A 22405-nucleotide genomic window follows, 5' to 3' on the forward strand; every position below is an offset into this window, starting at 1 on the left:
GAGTATGAAAAACAGAAGAATGCACAGTCTAATGCCAAAGGTATCCATCCACTCACTTTATGGCATAAGATGCCTATTTCAAGAAGGAGCGTGTATTCTCATGTATAAGCTGCTGGCCGCATCGATGGCATTGCTAATCAGCATCAGTTCCATCCCTCTGACTTCCCATGCCAGCGCGGCAACATTCGCCCTGACCGACCTGCCTACATTGCATTCACAACAATCACCCATAAGCCCATCCATGTTGCCGGTAACCGATGGGGATGCCTATCACTCCACTCATCATGCGTTTGCAGCACCTGTCATCCTTCTGGACGTTGGTCACGGCGGCATTGACGGTGGAACAACAGACCATGGCGTACTGGAAAAAGACATCAACCTAGCCATTAGCCAAAAGGTGTATCTTCTGCTTCGCAGCAAGGGTTATGCAGTCATCATCAACCGACTCGGCGATTATGCGCTTAGTGACGAGAATCGCTGGTTAAACAGTCGCTCACGCCATCGCAGGGATTTGGCTCAACGCAAAAGCCTTAGCGAAGAGGTCAGCACCGACCTCGTCGTCAGCATCCATGCCAACTGGAGTCCAAGATCAGCTGCACGAGGCCCGGTTGTTTTACATCAGAACGAAGGACGAAGCTACATGCTCGCAAGCTCCATTCAGAATCAGCTTAATCAATTGTACGAGACGGAGCGCGATGTGGTATGGGGTAAGCCCTTTTACCTGTTAAATCATGTGAAGCAACCCGCTGTAATTGTTGAAACCGGATTTCTGAGCAATGCACTCGATCGCGCAATGATCAGCGACCCGGGCGAACAGAAACGGATTGCACAGTCCATTGCTAATGGCATTATTTATTATCTGTCGGCAGTTTAGGCTCAGCTTGCCAATGCCACACATCTCGGACCAGATCGCTAATACCGACGAACTCAATCTGACCTTTGAGCCGAGATACGGATTCATGGACGACAGCAGAGGTATTTAATCCGGTATGACCAACGTGACCGATCACTACACACACATCTTTGTCGAGAGCACGTTGGGCCGCCAAATCCATTTGCTTGCGTATTTGTTGTTTGGAATTGTGGTCATCTAGAAAAATATCGTTGCCGACGGGTGGCATGTTTTTGGTGATGGCCAATTCCCCTACCACAGAGCGAAAATTGGTACGACTGTCCACAAAAAATAGCCCGCGCTCTTGACATACATCCAATACAATGGACATGATCCGTTTATCAGACGTAATTTTGGAACCCATATGGTTGTTCATGCCGACGGCATAAGGAACTTCATCAATGGCTTTCTCGACTCGCTCACGCACTTCCTCATCCGTCAGGTTGGATGTGATCGCACCTGGGCCAAGCCATTCCGGTCTTCCCTTTTTGGGCTCCATTGGCATGTGAACAATCACATCCATTCCTTTTTCATGTGCGGCAATCGCATCTTTCTTCGTCGTTGGCAGGAATGGCATCACGGCCAACGTTAACTTAACCGGGGTCGCCAAAATTTCAGAAGTACCTTTCATGTCATTCCCCGCATCATCAATGATGATCGCCATTCGTTTACGCTGCGATTTGCCTGCCGGAGTTGGTGATATCTGACCTGAAGTTGAACCAGGTATTTGTATTAAGGTTTGCTCCGTTAACATTTGCTCTGGCTGCTCTGAACGAACTTGTGATTCCGCACTGCTGGCAGAAAAGCCAAAACCATAAACCATGAATATCGTACCTGTGAGTACCACTGACATTTTAAATTTCCAGGTGCAGGACCACCCTTTTCGTCCGGCCTTATTCATCCATCGTTCCCTCCTTTGTTCTGTCCCATCATTATTTGAACAATGAAGGGGGAATATGTAGACAAAAAAAGCCTGTTCATTCCAATGGAGCGTTGAAGGTCGCTGTGTTGGAATGATGTAAGCGATATTGGCGAGGAGCCTGACCAGTTAGTTGATGAAAAAGGCGGGAGAAGTAATGAACCGAGCTAAAGTGATATTTTCCAGCAATTTGAGTGATATTTAATGTCGTGTGAAGCAAATCGTACTTCGCCCGTCCAATACGAAAGTGATTCATATACTGGATGGGTGAGTATCCGGTAGATTTCCTGAACAGCTCGAAAAAATGACCACGGCTCATATTGAGGCTTTTGTAATAGATATCCAGCGGCTTGGGTGCTCCGTAAAGTAAGTCCTGCTCCAAAATTTTAAGCATATGGGCTATCCGGCGATCGGGGATTACATGGCCCTTCTCCATGCAGCAGTTCAGAAAGTAGTCGATAAACGTTTGAAAATGACGCTGAATCGTCAAGCTTCGCATAAAAGTCTGCTCATTGGTGTATGAACCACTTTTATAAAAGTCTTGGAACAGATCCTGCCAGATTCGCAGCGACTCCACCTTTGAAATCTCCCTAAGTTCATATGGAAAGGCTGGGCCAACAAAAGCTTGTTGCAACACCTGCGGCGGATAACAGATCGGACAGGCCGTATCAAATACGGCTTTTCGCTCCACATAATGCCAATCAAAGTAACAACACAGGTGAACCATAGGGTTATCCGAATCAGCCACCCATTCATGTAATTGCCCTGCTGGAATATAGACCAGCGAACCAGGACCGAGCCTGCTGCTCAGACCATTTGTACTTAATACCCCATACCCTTCGCTGATCAAGTAAATGGAACTGGTATAACAAATTCGTGTAGAACTCGACTGTCCCTTCGCAAAAGGGTATCGGGTCGCCAAATATACATAGGGATGCAAGGAAGCAAAATTCATTGGAAGTTTCCTTTCCGACTCCGTTTTTCTCGATGTTAACCTTTCATCTCCATCATCGAAAGGTACAATTGGGGACTAGAGGTACATATCAGCAGAGCACCAATTGATCTGACGATCGTGCAAATCATGGACGTCTTGCTAAATACAGCAAACTGCTGTTCAGATACAGTAATAACTGTACATCGCATGACTTCATGAGGAGGACGACTTGTGCAGAAGAATAATAAGCAACCGAAAAGAAGATACGAATTAAACAAGAACAAAGGCTACGAACGTGCCAAGCAGCATCCCATTTCCTTCACTGGTCCTGCTCCGGATTTTTTTGAAGGCGCACTACTGGGCAATGGAGGACTGGGTATTGTCGTAACAACCCGTCCTGACGCTGTGATGCTCCATTTTGGACACAACAATGTATGGGATATTCGTCTCGCCGAAGAACACCGTGAAGAGCTCATGACTTTCCAAGAGGTATATGAAAGATTTGCTGCTCTGCCAGCAGATTTGCCGCAATTAACGGATCATCCGTGGTACAAACAGTATTGTGAGATGGCCGGGCAAAATTACAGTAAGGCATATCCCAAGCCCATGCCCTGCGGGTCACTACTGCTGCGGTATGATCGGCGAAAGGACGAAGTCATCGGCCATACCATGGATATTGCCAACGGCCTTTGCACGATTGATTTCCTGATCGATGGCAAACCTGCTGTATTCGAACTCTTTGTGGAAGGAGCGCACGACCGGGTCTGGATGAAAGTAAGCGATGCCGCGACGGGTGCTCTGGTTCCCTTATTCGAGGAGATCAAGCTCATTCCTGATCCCGAAACACCGCCTGAATTTCCTCAAGCAGCAATCGTAACCAGTGAAATTACGGGTATAAAGTCATTTACGCAAATTTTGCCTCATGTGGAGCATCCCGCTACGCCCTATATCACACATGAAAAAGATAGAGCTTTCCGGCTCGCTGTTCGCTCGTCTGGATTAACAGCATTGAAGGAACATGCTTTGCATCATCAGACGCTCGCATCCAACGGCTGTCCTCTGGGAGAACCTGAACTCGGCTTTTTGGCCTGTGCAGAGCTCTGGGAAGGCCTTTACAGTGAACTCAATATTGAGGCCGACCCGCCAAAACTGTCTTCCTTTAGTCAAGCTAAGGAAGAATCGAATGTAATGTGGCGTGATTATTGGAGCCGCTCCTCCGTCTCTCTGGAAGATGAATTTCTGGAGCGTATCTGGTACCACAATCTTTACTTTTTTAATTGTGCCGTGAGAGAGGGCGTTACCTGTCCAGGCCTATTCGCCAACTGGAGCTACCGTACCATCGGTGCAGACTGGCATGGGGATTACCACATGAATTACAACACACAGCAGCCATTTTGGCTCGCATTCTCCAGCAATCATCTCGACAAACATCTGCCCTACGTGGATATGGTTGATCATGTACTTCCCATCAGCCGAGCATGGGCACGTGATTATTACGGACTAAGCGGAGCTTATTTCCCCCACTCAGCCTATCCTGTTGAGATGTCCATGATGCCCTACCCTGTCCCGCACTGGGGATGGGAAATCTGTGAGACGCCTTGGACCGTACAAAGTCTATGGTGGCACTATCGATATTCCATGGACGAGACGTTCCTGCGTGATCGTGCATTTCAACCCATGAAGGAAGCCGTGCTGTTCATGGTCGATTACATGAATCGTCCGGAAGCACAGGGTGAACGCTGGGGAGATGGTAATTATCACATTTTTCCGACGGTGGTGCCGGAGCTATATGAGATTTCACCCGGCTTTGCCAAAAACAAAGACTGCCTGATCGACCTGACTCTGACACGATTTCTGTTCAATGCGTTCACCCAGGCCTGCGGTGTTCTTGAAAGGATAAAATCGGAGCAGGAACTGCTAGAGAATGTAGAGGAGATTTTAAACCAGTTCCCTTCTTATCCCACAGCCGAATCCCGCAACGGTCCAGTCTTTGTGTCGGTGGAGGGGGAAGATCCTGACGTGGTGTATAACGTCCCGATTCCTATTACGACTGTATTTCCAGGTGAAGATCACGGGCTTCATTCGTCAGAGGAGGAATATCAGACCGCAGTAAACTCCTACCTTAACCACCGCAACGAAGGCGGGAATGAACTGGTATTCTTTCATCTTGCCGGAGCCCGGCTTGGCGTGTTGGATCTGGAACGCTTCAAGCGTCAAATCCAGTATTGTCTGCTACCAAACGGTACTTGTACAGATCGGGTCCTGATGAGCGGTGGTCGCTATGCTGACACGGAGAACTTCGATTTCATGTCACGCATGGGCATCTGGTTCGAAAATTTCTCCCTGCCTGCCGTTATCAATGAATGCCTTCTTCAAAGTTATAATGGCACCCTGCGCTTCTTTCCCAACTGGCCGAATGGACAAAAAGCAGAGTTCCATACTCTCCGTGCTGTGGGAGGCTTCCTTGTCAGCGCGGCTTTTGTGGATGGGGAGACGGATTGGATCGAGATTGAGAGCGAAACTGGTACTTCCCTAACCTTCTATATCCCATGGGCAGAAGGGGCATTGTGCACAGTTTCTTCTGGTGAACAATATATGTTTTCTGGTCAGGTTGGCAAGATCTCAACCGTAGCAGGAGATATCATCTCCATTGTTAAAGCGACGTTTTAGCGTATCTTGTAGAATGTGACCATAAATAAGAAGCGTCCCTGACCATCCCGGGACGCTTCTTAGTACCAAATTTACTCTTCAATTACTTGGAAGACCACAGTTCCATACGCTGAGCATATTTCTCGTTAATGATATCTTCCACTTTCTCATCGCCAGCCTTCTTCATATCCTCCAGCATCTTGTCAAATACGGAGTTGGCTTCAGCTTCACTTGGAGCAATAATGGCTCTCGTAATGCTCTGATCCATAATATCCTTCACCTTCTGGGCCGTCAGTGCTTGAGGTGTTCCCCCATCCGGATTCAGGTTATCATACTGTGCTGTATCCCATACGGAATCACCAAGACTCTTGAGGGCCAGTTCATCCACTTCACTGCGTTGGAATTTAACGGCCATGTCGTACGGCTGTCCATTTGGATCCAGGCCATTTTTGACAAACCATAACCATTTACGAACGCCACTTTTCTTCACCGTATCATCCCAGTTATCCTTGAAGCTTTTCAGGAATGCAGGGTCCGGTTGTCGCTTGCCATCCACCATAGTGTATTGCTCGCCTTCCTTGCCCCACAGCAGCAAATGCTGTCCTTCATCACTCGCCAGATAATTAAACAGCTTTATGGTTTCTTCCGGGTGTTTGTTGTTTTTGGTAATCGCAATGGCATCCCATCCAAGCGAGCTTCTTGGGCCAAATGTTGTTTGAGCCGGGTCTACACCTGGAGCAACAACCTTGTATGCGAACAACTGATTTTTTTCCCCGCCATCTTTCTTCAAGGCGCCATTGCCGTTACCTGGGTCCCAATAGGCACCTGGTGTAGAGAATACTGCGCCAGTCGTCAGCTTTTGAATCCAAGTCTGTGTTTTGCTGATCGCAAATTCCTTCTCAATCAGACCTTCTCTATATAAGCGATTGATATATAACAGCATCTCGCGATATTTGGGGTCTTTAACATCATATTGCAGACGTCCATTGTTGTCATAGTAGGCTTTTAAGCCCCACATGCCTTTGAATGTTCCCAAATTCGCGCCCATGTTCTCACCGTTCATCGTCATGGGAATGGACTCTTTGCCATCAATCGTGTTGTATTTTTCTTTAAAATTTTTCAGGAGTGCTTCAAACTCATCCGTTGTGAGTGGCTTTGAACCATCTGCTTTATCTGGAAGAAACTCTTCCAGCAGGTTTTGTCTCATCAGCATACCGAAGACCGGATCACTGTCAAGTCCATACCAGTTTGCCAGATAGTAGTTCTTGCCGTCTGTATAACGTGTTTTGGTCAAGGTTTCGCCATACATCTCTTTCAAGTCAGAACCATACTTTTCAATTAACTCATCCAGTGGAATGAATGCACCGCTTGAAATGTACTTATCAAGTGAAGCGTCTCCCCGACTCATGACCACCACATCCGGATAGTCACCACTGGCGAGCATCAAGCTTAGTTTTTCCGTTGGATTACCTGTTGGTTGTTGGATGGAGATCTCTATGCCCGTCTTTTTGGTAATTTCCTGGGCAATTGCATCGGTAAATGGTTCTCCTTTGGTATTGCCATCAAACCACGTCAGCGTAATCGGCCCTTGTTTCCCATCTTTACCCGCTGTATTATTCTCCCCATCATTGGAGGAGCAGCCCGCAAGTAAACCAACGACTAATGCAGCCGTAATTCCCATGGTCATCCATTTTTTTGTCTTTATCATTGACACCCTAATTCCTCCCAATGAATAAATTCCTGTAGTGCTAGATTGAGCATTTCCAAAACGATCTTTGCCCACCCCCTTTCAGGGAGAAGCCACCGGACAAGCCTTCCCTGCAACCGGATCACGGAATAGATTAACTCTTAACAGCTCCCAAAGTCATGCCTTTAACAAAGTATTTTTGCAGGAACGGGTACACCATAACGATTGGTAAGGTGGCCACCATGGTAGCAGCCATTCGAATGGTATCACTCGAAACAGCATTTCGTTTAGCAGAGTTGGCCAGCATCTGCGATTGTGAAATCATGCCGCCAGTCTGAAATTGATTCAAGATTTTGACGAGCACGGCCTGCAGGGTCTTCAGGTCCGAGCTGTAGGTGAACGCATAGGAATCAAACCAGGCATTCCAATGCCCAATCGCTTGAAAAAGTCCTATTGTGGCAAGTACAGGTGTTGTCAGCGGCATCACAATCCGGAAGAAAATCGTCAGATCGTTAGCCCCATCTACCCTTGCCGATTCTTCAATCTCATGGGGCAGCTGCTCCATAAAGGTACGGACAATAATCATATAGAAGACATTCATCAAACTTGGCAAAATGAACACCGAAAATGTATCGATCATGTTCAGTGCCTTAAGCACCATGTAGAACGGAATGAGTCCACCACTGAAATACATGGTAAAGATAAAGTACAGGTTCCAGCCTTTGCGGCCAACCAGATTCCGCCGACTTAGCGGATACGCAAGCATCGTAATGACGAGAACCGATAGCGGTGCGCCAATCAGCGTCCGTTTGACGGTTACCCACAGCCCGTTTAAAATCTCACTATCTTTCAAAATCTGCTGATAGCTGTCCAAGGTCAGGTCCCTGGGCCACAAGTAAACGCCGCCCCGTACCGTATCCTCCGCGCTGTTCAATGAAAGAACGAGTATATTCCAAAACGGAAGAAATGTAACCAGTAATACGAGAATAAGAATGAAATACACAATAATTTTGAAAATACGATCCCCGAATCTGTTCAGAATCATCACAAGCGCTCCCCTCTGTCTTTTGTAGTTAGAACAACGCCTGGTCGTTCACTTTTCTGGAAATCCGGTTCACGATGAGGACAAGAATAAAGGCAACAACGGATTTGAACATCCCCACGGCAGCACCGTAAGAGAACATGCTGTTCTGTAGTCCGTATTTGTAAGCATAAATATCAATAACTTCGGAGTATTCAAGCACGGTATTATTTTGCAGCAGATATTGCTGTTCAAATCCTGCATTCAATATGCCTCCAACCGCGAGAATAGCCAATATGACAATAGTAGGGCGCATGGATGGCAGCGTTATATGCCACATTTGCTTAAATCGGCTGGCTCCGTCTACCCTGGCCGCTTCGTAGAGCTCCGGATTTATGGAAGCGATTGCGGCGAGATACATAATGGCGCTAAACCCCATCTCTTTCCACATGTTCGACAATGCGATAATCCACCAGAATAGAGGCCCGTTCTGCAAAAATGCGACTGGTTCTTTGACGATGCCCAGCAGAACCAGAATATTGTTAAGCATTCCATCCGAAGCCAGCAGCGTAATTACAATGTTGGCTGCAATAACCCATGAGATAAAATGCGGCAGATAAGAAACCGTCTGTACAAAACGTTTGAAAAATCCCTGTCTCGCTTCATTAAGTACAAGCGCGAGAATGATTGGCGCAGGAAATCCGAAGAACAGCGTCAGCAAGCTTGTCGCAAGCGTATTACGCATAACCCGATAGAAATCCCCTGTTGTAAAGAAATACTCAAACCACTGGAAACCTACAAATTCGGCATGGAAGAACTGGTATAAAAAAGATCCCCCACCCGGCTGATAATTCGTAAACGCCATATACAGTCCGAACATCGGACCATAGGAAAATAGCAATGTCGCAATGAAGGCAGGAAGCATAAGCACGAATAACCATTTTTGCTCTTTTAGTCTGCTTATCAGATTATTGCTCCTGACTGTTTTGATAGCGCTTACCTTATGCATTAAGTACCCTCCCTTTTTCTATACAGCAGCATGGCCGGCCATATCTTGATTCAACTTCTCTCCTACTTATCATAAATTTGACGCAGATCGCTTGCCATAGTCGAATTCTCCGAAAGATACCGCTTTTTAAAGATGTTTTTGTAAAAAGAGAGGATTGGTTTTCCATATTTACTCTGCTATGATGAATTGTGCAACGAATAATCAGTCAAGAGAGGGCTTCCGAATGCGCCAATTCTATCGAAAATACATATACATGCCTTTTGTTAACCTGAGCTTTCGTTCCAAACTATTTATGGTATTTGTACTCGTCACCATCATTCCAATGATGCTATTGGTTTATTTTTCCTATGAACTTACCAAAACGAAACTTACCGAGCAGATCTACATCAACATGACGAACTCCACAGCTCAGATCACTAAAAATCTGGAGAATAAACTGGATAGCTACGAACATATTTCCGCCTCCATTTATTTGGATAACCGCCTTGCCAATTACCTTACGAACGAGTATCAGGATGATCCGTCTTATTTGGATGTCTATAATTATATTGGCAATCGAATCGATACCGTAATGGCTGCCTACCCTGATTTTGATAGCGCATTCATTTATTCGGACAATCCATCTCTGCCCAAAGACAATTATTATATCCGGCCGATTACATCCGAAGTTAAGAACACGGAACTGTTCCACAAATTGAAACAATCCTATGGGAACATAATTCATCTCTCATCGCCGCAGACAGAGAATAGTCCCGCCATGTTTACGCTTGCCCGGCTGCTGAACAACAATAGTAATCAGTATCCCTACGGGATGCTGGTCTTTCAAATTTCCGAGTCTGTCATCTACTCTCTCATGGAAAAAGAAGCAGGCGGCAAAGATATCTTTATTATAAATGACAAGGGCATTATTCTTTCTTCAGCGGACAAACAGTTAATCAATACAAGCTTGCCCGAATTGCTTCATCAAAATTTTGACGAGACGCCTTCGGGCAGATTTGATACAACGTATCAAGACGTGAAGGCTCTAGCGGTCTATAACACGCTTAAAAATGGCTGGAAAACGGTGTCCATCTTCCCTTACGACAGTATTATCAAAGATGCCAAATCTCTCTCTCAGCTTATTATCAAAATTTCACTGGGCTTCATTGGCGTGGCGCTGTTGCTCATTTATATTACCGCATCGCTGTTCAGCAAACGCATCAGGACGTTAATACGGATGATTCGGCGCATTGAACGGGGGGATTTCAACCCTACCCATGAGGAACAAATGGGCAGTGATGAGATAGGACAGCTTCACTTTGCATTCGAACAGATGACAACCCGGCTGAAAAGTCTGGTTACGGAGGTCTACCAGAAGGAGCTACAGAGCAAGGAAGCCGAGCTTGACCTGCTTCAAGCTCAGATCAATCCTCACTTTCTGTATAACACACTCGGCTCGATCTCCTCTCTGGCCGTAAAGCATCAGGATCCCCAGATTCAGGATATGGTCCTTCACCTGGCCAAGTTTTATCGGATATCCCTGAATAAAGGAAAAAGCATCCTGACTATCAATGAGGAATTGAAATTGACGCAGAGCTATAATGCCATTCAGCTTATTCGATTTAAAGGCAAGCTGAATATCATCTACACGATAGATCAATCGATCCTTCCCTACTCGACCGTAAAGCTTGCGTTACAGCCTTTTGTGGAGAATGCAGTGATTCATGCACTTTGGAACCAGGATCGGCCCCTAAATATCCATATTAAGGGCGTCATCGAGAACAATAGTATTATCTTATCTGTTATAGACGATGGAATGGGCATGCGGCGTGAGACGCTTCAGTCTTTGTTTGAAGAGAAAGAAGGACGCGGCTATGGCATTTCAAATGTGGATCGGAGAATTAAGCTGAAATTCGGTGAATATTACGGTGTAAAAGTGTATAGCAAACTAGGCATGGGAACCACGGTCCAAATCCGTCTGCCACAAAAAGAGATCCAATAAAAAAGGAGTGCGATGCAGCCACTATTGGCTTGCAAAGCACTCCTTTTAATCCATTCTACAGCATCCTTTTATACCTGCTCACGGATACGATACACTAGGCTGTCGAAATCGCCACGTAGAGGCAGCTCCACCCCAATGTTCATCAGCGCACGGCCACTGACCGATAATCCCAGCTCTTCAATGAGATAGGTCTTGTTAGCCTGAAGACCTGCCAAGCGGAGTCTAGGCAACGGTTCACCCAGCTTCTGCGAGTGAAGAAAAGCGAACAGCACATGATCACTTCCTGCAGCATCGCTGTACTGGACAGCCGTAACCCCCTTATGTCGAAGCGCAGTCAGGCGGAATTGTCTGCCGAATTGTACGAGGTGGCGAATGGCTTTGTACTGTCCGATGAATTCCCCGGACTGCCCAATCCATTCATCACTCCACTCGTTCAGATTGGAGCCAATACCAAGCGTGCCCATCATTGCACTGTGGAAACGATACTTCAGGGAGACGTTTCGACCGTTCATTCCTGTAGGTGACTCGGTTACCCAACAGGTCATCATACGTGGTGCATACGTATAGGAGAAGCCTTCCTGAATGCTCAGACGGTCGAACGCATCCGTATTGTCACTCGGCCAGGACTGGTCGGCATAACGGAAGATACCCAAATCAATCCGCGAGCCACCTCCTGCGCAAGTCTCAAACTCCACATCCGGGAACTTGGCTCTCAGCTGTGCCCATATATCATAGAGACTCTGGACATGCCTTACCCATACTTCCTTCTGACGGTTAATAGGGTGACCATTCATGCCAGGCTCCGTGATGGTCCGGTTCATATCCCATTTAATGAACTTAATCTCATGGTTGCCAAGCAGTTCGGTCATAAAATTGATAATGTATTGCTTAACCTCCGGCTTGGAAATATTGAGAAGCAACTGATTGCGAAGCTCCGTACGTCCCCGAGTCTCAAAATGATATACCCAGTCTGGATGTTCTCTATAGAGATCACTATCCGGGTTGACCGACTCCGGCTCTACCCATATGCCGAATTCCATCCCAAGTCCGTGAACCTGGTCAATCAGCTCAACAAGTCCGTTCGGGAACTTCTCTTTATTCACGTTCCAGTCGCCCAACCCCGCACGGTCGGAATGCCGCTGCCCAAACCAGCCGTCATCCACGACAAATAGTTCCACACCCATCTTCGCTGCCCGCTCGGCAAGCGCCATTTGGTCCTGTGCGTTAACATCGAAGTAGGTAGCTTCCCAGGAGTTGTACAGCACTTTCCCGATTTCACTGCGAGGCAGTATGTAATTGTATTGATATTGATGCAAGCGGTGGCTCATTCCGCCAAAGCCTTCTGGGCTGAATCCGCCGACAAAGATAGGCGTCTCAAACGTTTCGCCCGCACCCAGCAACCATTCATTGTCAAAATCATTGATGCCACCTGTTACCCGCACATGTGTGAATGGGGTCTTCTCAGCGACAATCTTCCAGTTGCCGCTCCAGGCCAGAGCACCAAACCATACCCCGCCGCCGCTTTCTGTCGAAAGACCATCATCAATCGCAAACCATGGGTTGGCATGACCGTCCGTGAAACCTCTCCGCGATTCAAGTATCTTTTTCCCCTCTGTCAAAACGGTATTGCGCAGTTGGAATTCACCCGACCATTTCCCCGTAACATGCGTCAGGCGGTAATCCTGGAGATATGGCAAAGTCCAGGCTGCAGATTGCATGCTTTCCAGCACGATATCCTCCTGTCCCGTATTTACGATATTGGCGTAACGCTCCACCAGGTCGAATTCCGGAATGACCCGATATACCAGCTGCGTTTCAAGTGCATACACCTGATCCTTCAACGTGATGATCAACGTCTGTCTGCCATCCTGTTCAATGATCTCATGACGGTCATACCTTACCTGAAGATCGCGGACACCATCAGGCATACGCAGTTTCAGAGATGGCTCTGTATAAGATGCACCTCCCCAGAAGCTATATTCCTCCATCTCTCCTTCCACTTCCGCATCAAAAGAGCTATGGGATTGTAGATGGAGCAACGGAGCGCTGTCCTCGATGTCTACGGGGTCACCCCAATACAGATGCTGGAGGTGTTCTCTCTCATTGATTCCGAAAATGTAGGACGAATTTTGCGTCTGTATTGCAAATATACGTAGTTGTTCATTATATTGAATCGTCAAATTGATCATCCTTTCGAGTTCCTGTTACCCTCGTGCTGTGTGTTGTGAACATACATATTATTGTAGGAAGCAGGAGTTAAATTAGCCATATCGCATTCTTACAATCCATAGGGGAAATCATCTCTCATTTCAAATTATGAAAATAAGGCTGCGATGCAATTCGCAGCCTTAAATCTTACTTCAAAATCAGGTTATAGATGACCTGAGCCGCCTCTGCACGGGAAGCTATCCTTTTAGGCACAAACTGCCCCTGTCTTTGGCCTTGAACTAGTCCTAGTTGGGCTGCATCCTTTACCGAAGCAGTTGCCCATGAAGAAACCTGAGCCATATCTGTAAACAAGATGTCTGTAGAACCAACAGGCACTTTCCCATCATTCAGTTTGTATGCTTTCATCAGCATCACCGTGATTTCCTCTCGGGTAATCCGTGCGTCCGGCTGGAAACTGGTTGTGCTTCGGCCGTTGACAATACCAGCTTGGGTCGCGATCGCGATAGGTTCCGCGTACCAGGCATCTGTCGCTACATCTGTAAATTGTACTTCCCCTGCTACGGTCAGTCCCAGAGAATGAACGAGCATGGCGGTGAATTCAGCGCGAGTGACTGCACGTCCTGGCTCAAATTGATCTTCGTTTGTGCCTTCAACATACCCCTTTGCTGCTAACTCCTTGATTACAGAGCTAGCCCAATGATTGGCCGGAACATCGGCAAACGTCCGATTCAGTTCCAGAACGGCATACTTGCTGAAGTGGCTCACTTTAGTCGTTAATACGCCATTCACGTAATCCGATTTGAGAAATTCCAATTTCCCATTTTCGTTAATATAATAAATCCCCCCCTGTGAAGGGTCGAAGCCTTCAGCCGCTTCCAGACTCAGCGTAACCGGATGATCGAACGCAGAGAGTGTTTCGGTTGTACCAGATTTAGTTGTTACCGAAAGGCTGAATTCATAGATTTCTCCCTTAAGGGAAACCGTTGCCCGGGAAGATGATTCCACTGCAGCAATGACCTCCTTGGCCTTGCTGCCAAGCGGAACCATTTTCAAGGAAATGGTACTATCTTCCTGTTGCCCCGCTGGTAGCTTGCTCAACAGCTGCTGGAATAAACTCGCAGGTACTTGCAGGGTTAATTTGCCTGATTTCACTTCCAGTGCACGGTCGCCGAGCTGGCGTAAAACAGCAGATGACAATTGTAGATCCTGAGTACCAGCCTTGATGTCCACAACGGCTTTGCCTGCCCCATTGTCCACTTTCAGCATATCCGCTGTGATGACCAGTTTTGCTGTACCGTTCTCCGGGGTCGAGCTATTTCCGGAGTTCCCGCTAGTATTATTGGTATTGCCATTGTTGCCAGGGTTGCTTGGATTACCTGGGTTGCCTGGGTTGCCTGGATTTTCCGGATTGACTGGTTTTTCGGTCAATTTAACCAACTTCGATTCAGCCGGTCCAAGCGAGATGGACCATGAACCCATGGCTGACGAAGATTCACCTGTCCACAAATCTTGTAACGTGTAGGATTTGGATTCATTCAATCCGGCACGACCCAAATTAATCGTTTTGTTCGCTGAACTATTGGCGCTGTAATTAAATACGGCAAGGTAATAATTATTGCCGTCTTTCAGAACAAACGTATCCGCAGCATTTGCATTCGTATTCCCTTCAAGCGGCTTGAATGCTTTTCCTTTCAGCGCCACCTGAAGAACATCCGTGTTATTGTACAATGCTGTCATGTATTCCTGTGCCTTGGCATCGTTCACATCATCGGAATCCATCATCACCGTGCCGGCAATCACACCGGAATTTACCCGACTACGGGCTTCCTCCAGGCTTGAAGCACTGCTTAATGCCAAATGATCTGGGTCTGTATAAGAATAGATCGTTCCATTTTGCCAGAAACCATATGTCAATGAATTGAGCATATACTCCGTTTCATTGATTTTGCCATAAGTGTCACAAGAGATCCGTCTGCTATGCGCATATTGACTTGGAAAGATCGGTGCAATGGACGCACTAATAAACATTTTCCCATCCAATCGCTCTTCAACATAACGCATCCCTTCATTGTAAGCCTGTATTCCTGTCGTCACGGTTGTATCATAATGCTGGCCTTCCAGTGAGCCGTGGGTTAGGAAATCCAGTTTGATGAATGTGAATCCAAGTGATTTAAACTTATCCAAAAAATAATTCATACGCATTTGACTTCCCGGATGTGTCACATCCAGTGCATATGCTCCATCCAGTGTAGGCAGAGGTTCCCCCTCAGCATCCTTAAGCACAATATCACCATACGTATATTGCCCGTTGGTACCATCTACTTTTTGGCTCATATCGTTGCCCCAATACACAAATGGCCCCCAATAGATGCCTGCATGCTGACCATTGTCCTTAATTACAGATACGGCTTGAGCAAGCTCAGCATCACTTAGATTATCCCAGTATGAATCCATGTTAATGAATACATTACCATTATTGTTGAACTTCTTAAGATTGTTCTTGAAATAATTGGACACGTCCACTACGTTCTGATACGAAAGCCCGCTATCATAAGCTCCCCAGCTATTCCAACCTACTGGAACGCCTTGTGGCAGCTCCGGATTCAACGCCAGCGGAGGTGTAATAATCGCATTTGCTTTTCCGTATTCTTCAAGTCCTGTGCGGTAATCACTGAAACCACCTACCATAATCAGTGGTGAGGACAGTTCAGTACCAGTCAGGCTGCCATGTGGCTGAGTATCGCGAGTAACGTCACTCGCTGCACCACCATACACAACAAATTCATTCAGACGATTAGCTGAGCCTCTCCAGTCAATACCGGTCTTCCAGGTGTCATGGGTTACTGAACCAATCACGAGACCGTTACGTGTTGAATTATTGAATACCGTTGTCATTTCGTAACTGGTATCCGCCCGGTTCATCGTTTGAGATTTATAGCGAATCCAGGCGTCATTGTCAAAAGGTACTGTAAGCACACGGTTATCCGAGCTGACGCCGATATCCACACCACCCGTATTTTTCACAGTAATTGGTGACATGTAATTACTCTGGATCTCTGTATCACTGATGGCATCCAGACGGTTGAGGAAATACGACTTATCTTCATAAAACCGATAGACCTGCTTCAGGGTTGGTTTGCCAGTTGACGTATGAACGAAATTCAACTCAATGCCTTTGCCAAATCCATCCTGAATCTCCAGCGGTGCTCCACCGCTCGCATGACTCTCATAACCTTTGGTTTCCACAAGGCTCTCACCAAGTTTAATGCTGCTGAAAATGCCCCGCATCTTCTGCCCTTCTGCCCAGCTATAGCCGACGAATCCAGTTTGGGTATTATAAGACACTTCGTATTTTCCGTTCGATACCAGAAGGCCATGCGTGTAATCAGTCACCGTGATATCCCCGTATTGTTGCGAGTCACCCGGTGTTCCCAGATCGTCATCTCCTTCACCTGGATTTTCGGGTTCTGTCTCTATCGCAGGCTCTACGATAATCCGGTCCAGATCGGGAGAATAGCCATTGTTGTCTGAAAAGGTGATTGTATTCTCGCCTTCAGTTAATGGGAGTGTAAGATCATACGTACCTACCGTATCCCAATCCGGGGTTTTAGGCAGGTCATGGAACTGTTCTTCCCCACCATTCGCATGGACATAGAAACTCCGTGGATCACCGGAAAAATAATCTACCTTAACGCGGTAATCACCTGTCATGGGGGCTATAATTTTATTGAATGTCAAGGAGCTTCCGCCATTCAGATAGCCGACCTTTTTGCCGCCGGAAGCATTTGGACTCTCTGTTACACGCGCTTCACCGGTCAGCGTATTGCCCGAATCTTCGGCTTCATAGCTAAGCGTATACGGGATTACTTCAATTCGGTCAAAATCGGGGGAGTACCAATCATGATCCGAGAACGTAATGGTATTAACTCCCTTATGGAGGGAAGCTTCCGCATCATACGTGCCTACCGTATTCCAGCTTGCCGTTTTGGGCAGATCAATCATCTCATCCGTACCATTGTTTACCTGCATATAAACAGGACGCTGGTCACCGGAGATATAAGATATTCGAATCAAATATGTACCATCTGCCGGTACAGTAACATTCGTAAATTGCAGTGAACTGTTTTTGTTCAGATCCGTTACTTTTTTTCCGCCTGAACTGATACTGCTGTCCACCACCTTGGCATTGCCTTTCAAAATATTGTCGGCTGCTTCTGCCTCAATGATTGCACCATGCAGATTTTTCTTCCAGTCATCTCCGCCCCCTTCGCCTGGGTGGCCACTGTCCAAACCGCGGATCACAATCTTGTCGATGTCGGGAGAATACCAGTTGTTGTCATCAATCAGGATTGTGTTGGTACCAGCGTTCAACGGAAGAGTCACATCATATGTTCCCACCGTATCCCAGTCGACTGTCTTGGGTGGTTCTTCAAATTGCTTGTCCCCTCCATTCGCACTAATATTGAACGGCCGCGAATCACCTGAAATGTAGTAAACGGAAATCTTATAATTTCCTGTCTCACTTACAGTAACATTGTTAAATTGCAAGGAACTGCCTTGGTACATGCCTCCGACCTTTTTGCCTCCTGAAGCCGTCGGGCTATCAGAGATTTTCGCGTTGCCAAGCAAAATATTCCCCTCGGCCTCGGCTTCATAGGTATTCATATCATCAGCGTGAGCTGTTCGGACGAACTGGCCCCCGCCAACTACCAAGCAAAAAATGATAAAGAACACAAATCCTTTTTTCATCATCCGTCCCAACATAACATGCCTCCATTTTCTTATGATTGAGTTAGGTCTCCATATGCCTATCCTGCAGTGGTTCACAGCCATTATCTGTAATCGCTTTCATAAAGAGCTGTTAAATCCCATCTCTCCTCCTTCCTTTCCTATATGCCTAATTGTAAAAAGGAGGAGGGGGATGTTCCATACCACAATGTTACTATTCATACAGGAAAGCCTCTTTCATTTGCCATATCATGGGTTAGTAAGAGGGAACCTATCCAAATCATGTTTAAGGAAAACAGGAGGATCAACATCATCATTACCAAACAGCCTGTATCGTTAAATACTTTTCCTGTATTCGTTGGGTGTTACGCCCTGTGTCTTCAAGAACAGAGAAATAAAATAGGATGTACTTTCATAGCCCACGTTCTGCGCGATATCGTGAATCTTGAGAGAACCATCAGCCAGCAGTTCCCTGGCTTTATCCAGTCTGATGCGTGTCAGATAATCGTGAATTGTCATCCCTGTTTTGTCCTTAAAAATGGATCTCAAATAGTTCGGTGACAAATAGACCTGATCAGACAGGCTGTTGATGGTAATCGGCTGATTATAATTCTGATCGATGAGGGTACGGACCCTGTGAATCAACTTTGCATTTTTGTCCATAAACCGCTCACCCAGCATACTCACGGCATCTTCCGCAGTACCGAGAATCAGATCCTCGATCTCATGCAGAGTCAGTGCATTATAGATGGAATGATACAGCTCAGCCCGTTTCGGAACAGGTTTATGAAGCTGCTCCAACAGCTCATTAACGAGATCTATTGACCAGTCGCAGATGATTTTTTTCTTAACTCGCAGTGTTGCCAATCCCTCAATATACCCGTGCAGCTTCTGTGCGGCCCATTCAAAATCCAGTCGGTTAATGGCCTCAAACCATTCCTTTTGTTCAAAAGGGGGCATATGCTCCGTATAAAACTGGTTCGAAAGCGACTCCGCATGAATAATGGTGCCTGTACCTTCATAGAAACGCTCATTCAAAACGATGCGTGTCTGTTCGTACAGACAGTGAATATGGGATAACTCTGTCTCTTGTCCTCCTACAGCTGCCGTCACCGTAAAATCGAGGGCACTACGAATAGCCTCAGCCAAGTCTTCCCACGCATAATGTCCCGGCTGCTGGGCCGCTTCCATAAATACACCCGTCTCTCCTTCCTTGTAATCCACAAAGATCGCTTTCAGGTTCTTCGCCTTGAAGAAATGGTCGAGAAAAGACACCAGCCGTCCTGTACATTCCTCCAGACTTTGCTGTTCCTCTTCAGCCTCCTTGGGATCGATACTGAACAAGGCCATTGCATATCGGGTGGTCTCCGGTTGTCGGGTTAGACGGCTGTAACTAAAAGCGAGATCAAGAGCACGATCCTCATTTTTTTCGTAAGATAACTCCTTCAGGATATTGGCTTTGGCTGCCTCCATGGAACGGTTCTTCATTGCAACTTCTTCACAACGCTGTTTAACTTTACTGATAACGCTTTCAATTTCGTTTAAATCCAAAGGTTTTAGCATATATCCCACGGCCCCTACGTTGATAGCCGATTTTACATATTGAAATTCATCGTGCCCGGTCAGAAACATCACCTGGATCGAGTCGTAGCTCTCATGTATCTTTCTCGCCAGATCAATACCGTTCATTATCGGCATCTGAACATCGGTAAGAACGATATCAGGCTGGGTGGCCTCAATCTTCTCCAAGGCCTCCCTGCCGTTACTCGCCGTTCCCATGATATAGATACCCATCTCTTCCCAACGAATGTAATCCCTCATCATCTCAAGTCCCAGTTCTTCATCGTCTACCAAAAAAATACTGTACATCAACGTCCCCTCCCTTTGTCTCTTTCTGTCTCTATTATATGTTTTTCCCCCCGTTGGACCATGGTCCATATAAATGAAAGTTATTTTCAAGTATAGATCGTTATTTTACCAACTCCAGCTCGCTATTGAAATAGTAACTTTCGCCTGCTTCGGCATGAAGGATCGTTCTATGGTTGCCCCAACAAATGGTGAACGTTCCCGGCGAGAAAGTGTGAATGTTCGTAGAGGTCAGCTTTCCATTCTCCCAGACGATATCAACCTCGGCATTCCCTTTTGCCCGCAGACCGGAGATAGATCCTGTGCTCCATGCCTGTGGCAGCGCTGGGAGGAGGTGAATCTCGCCCTCATAACTTTGCAGCAGCATCTCCGCTACGACAGCTGTACCGCCGAAATTTCCATCAACGACGAAAATATTACTCTCTGCTCCAGCAATTCCAGACTTGGAATAGGTGAACAGATTATCGAAGCACAGGCCGCCGATCAAATGTGAGAGGTGTTTATATGCCGTCTCCCCATCGTGCAATCTCGCAAAACCCAGTCCAAACAAAGCAGCTGTAAATTCAACATCCTCCAGCTCTTCCTGGACCATGCGGTTCTCCAGCGTTACTCGTGCTGCAGTACTGAGTTCCGGTGTATGGTCAGGTGTAATCTGATTGTCAGGATACAGCGCATACATATGAGACAAATGCCGATGCTCCGGCTGCACCTCCTCATAATCCTCCAGCCATTCCTGTAACTGGCCTTTCTTGCCGATCTGTAGAGGTGGTAGCTTGCTGATTGCTTCTTCCAGCTTGCGTCCAAGTTCCTCGTCTTTGTTCAAAAGTTCAACTGAATTAAGACAAAATTCGAAGAGCCTGCGCACCAGCATCTGGTCCATTGTCGTTCCCATGGACAGCTGCTGTGCCCCCTCTCTCGAATTATCAGAATAGAAATGATTTTCCGGCGAATTGGAAGGACCCGTCACCAGCCAACCGTTCCGAGGATGCTCACACATGTAGTCCAGATAGAAAGCCGCGGATTCCTTAAGTACAGGATAGGCCACATTCTCTAGGAAAACACGATCCTGACTGTACTCATAATGCTCAATCAGGTGTGTAGCCAGCCATAATCCGCCTGTAACGTTCAGCCCCCATGAGGTCTCCCATCCAGGCAACGTAAAGCCCCATACATTGGAGAAGACATGAGCGACCCACCCATCGCATCCATATACATTACGAGCCGTTTCCCTGCCCGCCTGTGCCAGATCCTCAACATACCTAAATAACGGAAGATGGCTCTCTCCTAGATTCGTAATCTCTGTGGGGTAATAATTCATCTGGGTATTCATATCAAGGTGATAATCACAGCTCCAGCCCATTCGGCACGCTTCACCATCATTCCAGATTCCTTGGAGATGGAGTGGCAGCGGAGAGTTCTCGCGAGACCCCGCAATGGTCAGATACCGTCCATATTGAAAAAACAATGCGTACAGCTGCGGATCTTCATCCCCATTACCCTGTTCCAACAAACGAATACGTTGATCTGTAGCCAGACCCGATTTCCCCTTGAGCCCCAACTGAATATCAATCTTGTCATATTGCTTGCCGTAATCGCGGATATGATCCTCCCTAAGCAAGGCATACCCCTTGTTTAAAGCCTTCATCAGCGTATACTCGTTCTCTGTTTTCCAATCCTGATCTGTACGGCGATAATCCGTGCTTACACTAAAATAAATCCATGCCTCATCCGCTCCGGTCACGTTCAATCGACCATCTCTACTTACGATGGTACCCCCGGATACAACCAACTTGACCAAACCCTTGGCCCATACGCCGCAAGTCCCATCACTATGTACATTTTCCGTTGCCTGCCCTTGGAATTCAAGCGTGTTGTCATCTAAGGCTACTACCTTGAATGAGTCCGTGCCTGCCTGCAAGCCAAGTGTAAAGGATACGCAACCCTGAACATTGCTCCAAATTCTTGAGGCCACTATATCATCGGCGTGAGAAGCGAAAACTTCACGAAGAATCGTGATGTCATCATCTTTCCAGAACGCCCCGGCCAGCGCATGAGTCAGATCCAGCTCGCGTTGGAAGCTTCCAGTTTCATCAGAACCCGAATTCTTCTTCCCAAAATCAATAACAACATCACATAATCCAAGATGGGTGCCGAAATTACGTTTCTTTGGCTGTAAATGCTGCTTGGCAAGACGGTCTCCTCCATCATAATCCCCAGAGAAAAAATGATCTCGCATCTCTTGAAGTGCAGCCTTACCTCCTTCGGAAGGGTGCTCCGGATCAATTCGACCCGACCAGTAGGTAACCTCGCTCATACTCCATACTTCTCGATGCGAAGACGCCATAACAACCGCCCCTATTCTTCCATTACCCAGCGGCAGGCCTTGAGACCAATCCGCTGCAGGGGTTGAATACCACAAAGTAAAATCGTTCATATCATGTCCTCCAGTCCAATAATGATTATCTTTAGAAATAGACTCATTCCCAAAATAGACAAACGCGCGATCTGTGAGATACAAAAGCGCGCGTTTGACTTTGTTTTTATATCCTA

General features: G+C 46.8%; 12 protein-coding genes. 3 read left to right on the forward strand and 9 right to left on the reverse strand.

Features of this window, described 5'->3' with window-relative positions; translation table 11 throughout:
• The first annotated feature begins 100 nt into the window (after positions 1-100).
• The gene (locus gpAD87_RS15930; RefSeq protein WP_064639171.1) at positions 101-874 is read left to right on the forward strand and encodes an N-acetylmuramoyl-L-alanine amidase family protein; all 774 of its coding nucleotides are present in this window, start codon (positions 101-103) and stop codon (positions 872-874) included.
• Here gpAD87_RS15930 and gpAD87_RS15935 read toward each other — a convergent pair.
• Both gpAD87_RS15935 and gpAD87_RS15940 read right to left on the reverse strand, forming a co-directional pair.
• Entirely contained in the window at positions 849-1793 is a 945-nt protein-coding gene (locus tag gpAD87_RS15935; RefSeq protein ID WP_231952588.1) for a divergent polysaccharide deacetylase family protein, read from the reverse strand. The two genes, gpAD87_RS15930 and gpAD87_RS15935, sit on opposite strands and share 26 nt — an antisense overlap.
• A gap of 76 nt (positions 1794-1869) precedes the next feature.
• The gene (locus tag gpAD87_RS15940; RefSeq protein WP_064639172.1) at positions 1870-2766 is read right to left on the reverse strand and encodes an AraC family transcriptional regulator; all 897 of its coding nucleotides are present in this window, start codon (positions 2764-2766) and stop codon (positions 1870-1872) included.
• Positions 2767-2976: 210 nt separating this feature from the next.
• Between gpAD87_RS15940 and gpAD87_RS15945 the strand changes: the two genes are divergently transcribed.
• Positions 2977-5415 (forward strand): glycosyl hydrolase family 95 catalytic domain-containing protein, encoded by a 2439-nt coding sequence (locus gpAD87_RS15945; protein ID WP_064639173.1) that lies wholly within the window; start codon positions 2977-2979, stop codon positions 5413-5415.
• 82 nt (positions 5416-5497) lie between these two features.
• Here the strand turns inward: gpAD87_RS15945 and gpAD87_RS15950 are convergent, their stop codons facing one another.
• The 3 genes from gpAD87_RS15950 to gpAD87_RS15960 all read right to left on the reverse strand — a co-directional run bounded on the left by gpAD87_RS15950 (position 5498) and on the right by gpAD87_RS15960 (position 9111).
• Entirely contained in the window at positions 5498-7102 is a 1605-nt protein-coding gene (locus gpAD87_RS15950; protein ID WP_064639174.1) for an extracellular solute-binding protein, read from the reverse strand.
• A 133-nt stretch (positions 7103-7235) separates the two neighbouring features.
• Entirely contained in the window at positions 7236-8126 is an 891-nt protein-coding gene (locus gpAD87_RS15955; RefSeq protein WP_063564764.1) for a carbohydrate ABC transporter permease, read from the reverse strand.
• A gap of 28 nt (positions 8127-8154) precedes the next feature.
• Positions 8155-9111 (reverse strand): ABC transporter permease, encoded by a 957-nt coding sequence (locus gpAD87_RS15960; RefSeq protein WP_063564765.1) that lies wholly within the window; start codon positions 9109-9111, stop codon positions 8155-8157.
• A 223-nt stretch (positions 9112-9334) separates the two neighbouring features.
• Between gpAD87_RS15960 and gpAD87_RS15965 the strand changes: the two genes are divergently transcribed.
• Positions 9335-11092: a sensor histidine kinase gene (locus gpAD87_RS15965; RefSeq protein WP_064639175.1), complete on the forward strand. Its 1758-nt coding sequence runs from the start codon at positions 9335-9337 to the stop codon at positions 11090-11092.
• 68 nt (positions 11093-11160) lie between these two features.
• Here gpAD87_RS15965 and gpAD87_RS15970 read toward each other — a convergent pair whose 3' ends face one another.
• From gpAD87_RS15970 to gpAD87_RS15985, 4 genes are all read right to left on the reverse strand, one after another.
• On the reverse strand, positions 11161-13281 hold the full coding sequence (locus gpAD87_RS15970) for an alpha-galactosidase (RefSeq protein ID WP_082935144.1): 2121 nt from the start codon (positions 13279-13281) through the stop codon (positions 11161-11163).
• A gap of 166 nt (positions 13282-13447) precedes the next feature.
• On the reverse strand, positions 13448-18025 hold the full coding sequence (locus tag gpAD87_RS15975) for an S-layer homology domain-containing protein (protein WP_064639176.1): 4578 nt from the start codon (positions 18023-18025) through the stop codon (positions 13448-13450).
• A gap of 300 nt (positions 18026-18325) precedes the next feature.
• Positions 18326-19858 (reverse strand): response regulator, encoded by a 1533-nt coding sequence (locus gpAD87_RS15980; protein WP_064639177.1) that lies wholly within the window; start codon positions 19856-19858, stop codon positions 18326-18328.
• Positions 19859-19958: 100 nt separating this feature from the next.
• A complete protein-coding gene (locus gpAD87_RS15985) occupies positions 19959-22289 on the reverse strand; it encodes a glycoside hydrolase family 95 protein (RefSeq protein WP_064639178.1) in 2331 nt (776 codons plus the stop codon).
• Between the last annotated feature and the right edge of the window lie 116 nt (positions 22290-22405).

This window comes from Paenibacillus sp. AD87, from assembly GCF_001659845.1.
In the GTDB taxonomy this organism is placed as follows: Bacteria; Bacillota; Bacilli; order Paenibacillales; family Paenibacillaceae; genus Paenibacillus; species Paenibacillus marchantiae.

What these genes read in the sequence shown, in the direction of transcription:
- gpAD87_RS15935 (WP_231952588.1), bottom strand. Translation starts at nt 1,793, where the DNA reads ATGAATAAGGCCGGACGAAAAGGGTGGTCCTGCACCTGGAAATTTAAA.
- gpAD87_RS15975 (WP_064639176.1), bottom strand. Translation starts at nt 18,025, where the DNA reads ATGTTGGGACGGATGATGAAAAAAGGATTTGTGTTCTTTATCATTTTT.
- gpAD87_RS15965 (WP_064639175.1), top strand. Translation starts at nt 9,335, where the DNA reads ATGCGCCAATTCTATCGAAAATACATATACATGCCTTTTGTTAACCTG.
- gpAD87_RS15985 (WP_064639178.1), bottom strand. Translation starts at nt 22,289, where the DNA reads ATGAACGATTTTACTTTGTGGTATTCAACCCCTGCAGCGGATTGGTCT.
- gpAD87_RS15980 (WP_064639177.1), bottom strand. Translation starts at nt 19,858, where the DNA reads ATGTACAGTATTTTTTTGGTAGACGATGAAGAACTGGGACTTGAGATG.
- gpAD87_RS15940 (WP_064639172.1), bottom strand. Translation starts at nt 2,766, where the DNA reads ATGAATTTTGCTTCCTTGCATCCCTATGTATATTTGGCGACCCGATAC.
- gpAD87_RS15955 (WP_063564764.1), bottom strand. Translation starts at nt 8,126, where the DNA reads ATGATTCTGAACAGATTCGGGGATCGTATTTTCAAAATTATTGTGTAT.
- gpAD87_RS15960 (WP_063564765.1), bottom strand. Translation starts at nt 9,111, where the DNA reads ATGCATAAGGTAAGCGCTATCAAAACAGTCAGGAGCAATAATCTGATA.
- gpAD87_RS15930 (WP_064639171.1), top strand. Translation starts at nt 101, where the DNA reads ATGTATAAGCTGCTGGCCGCATCGATGGCATTGCTAATCAGCATCAGT.
- gpAD87_RS15970 (WP_082935144.1), bottom strand. Translation starts at nt 13,281, where the DNA reads ATGATCAATTTGACGATTCAATATAATGAACAACTACGTATATTTGCA.
- gpAD87_RS15950 (WP_064639174.1), bottom strand. Translation starts at nt 7,102, where the DNA reads ATGATAAAGACAAAAAAATGGATGACCATGGGAATTACGGCTGCATTA.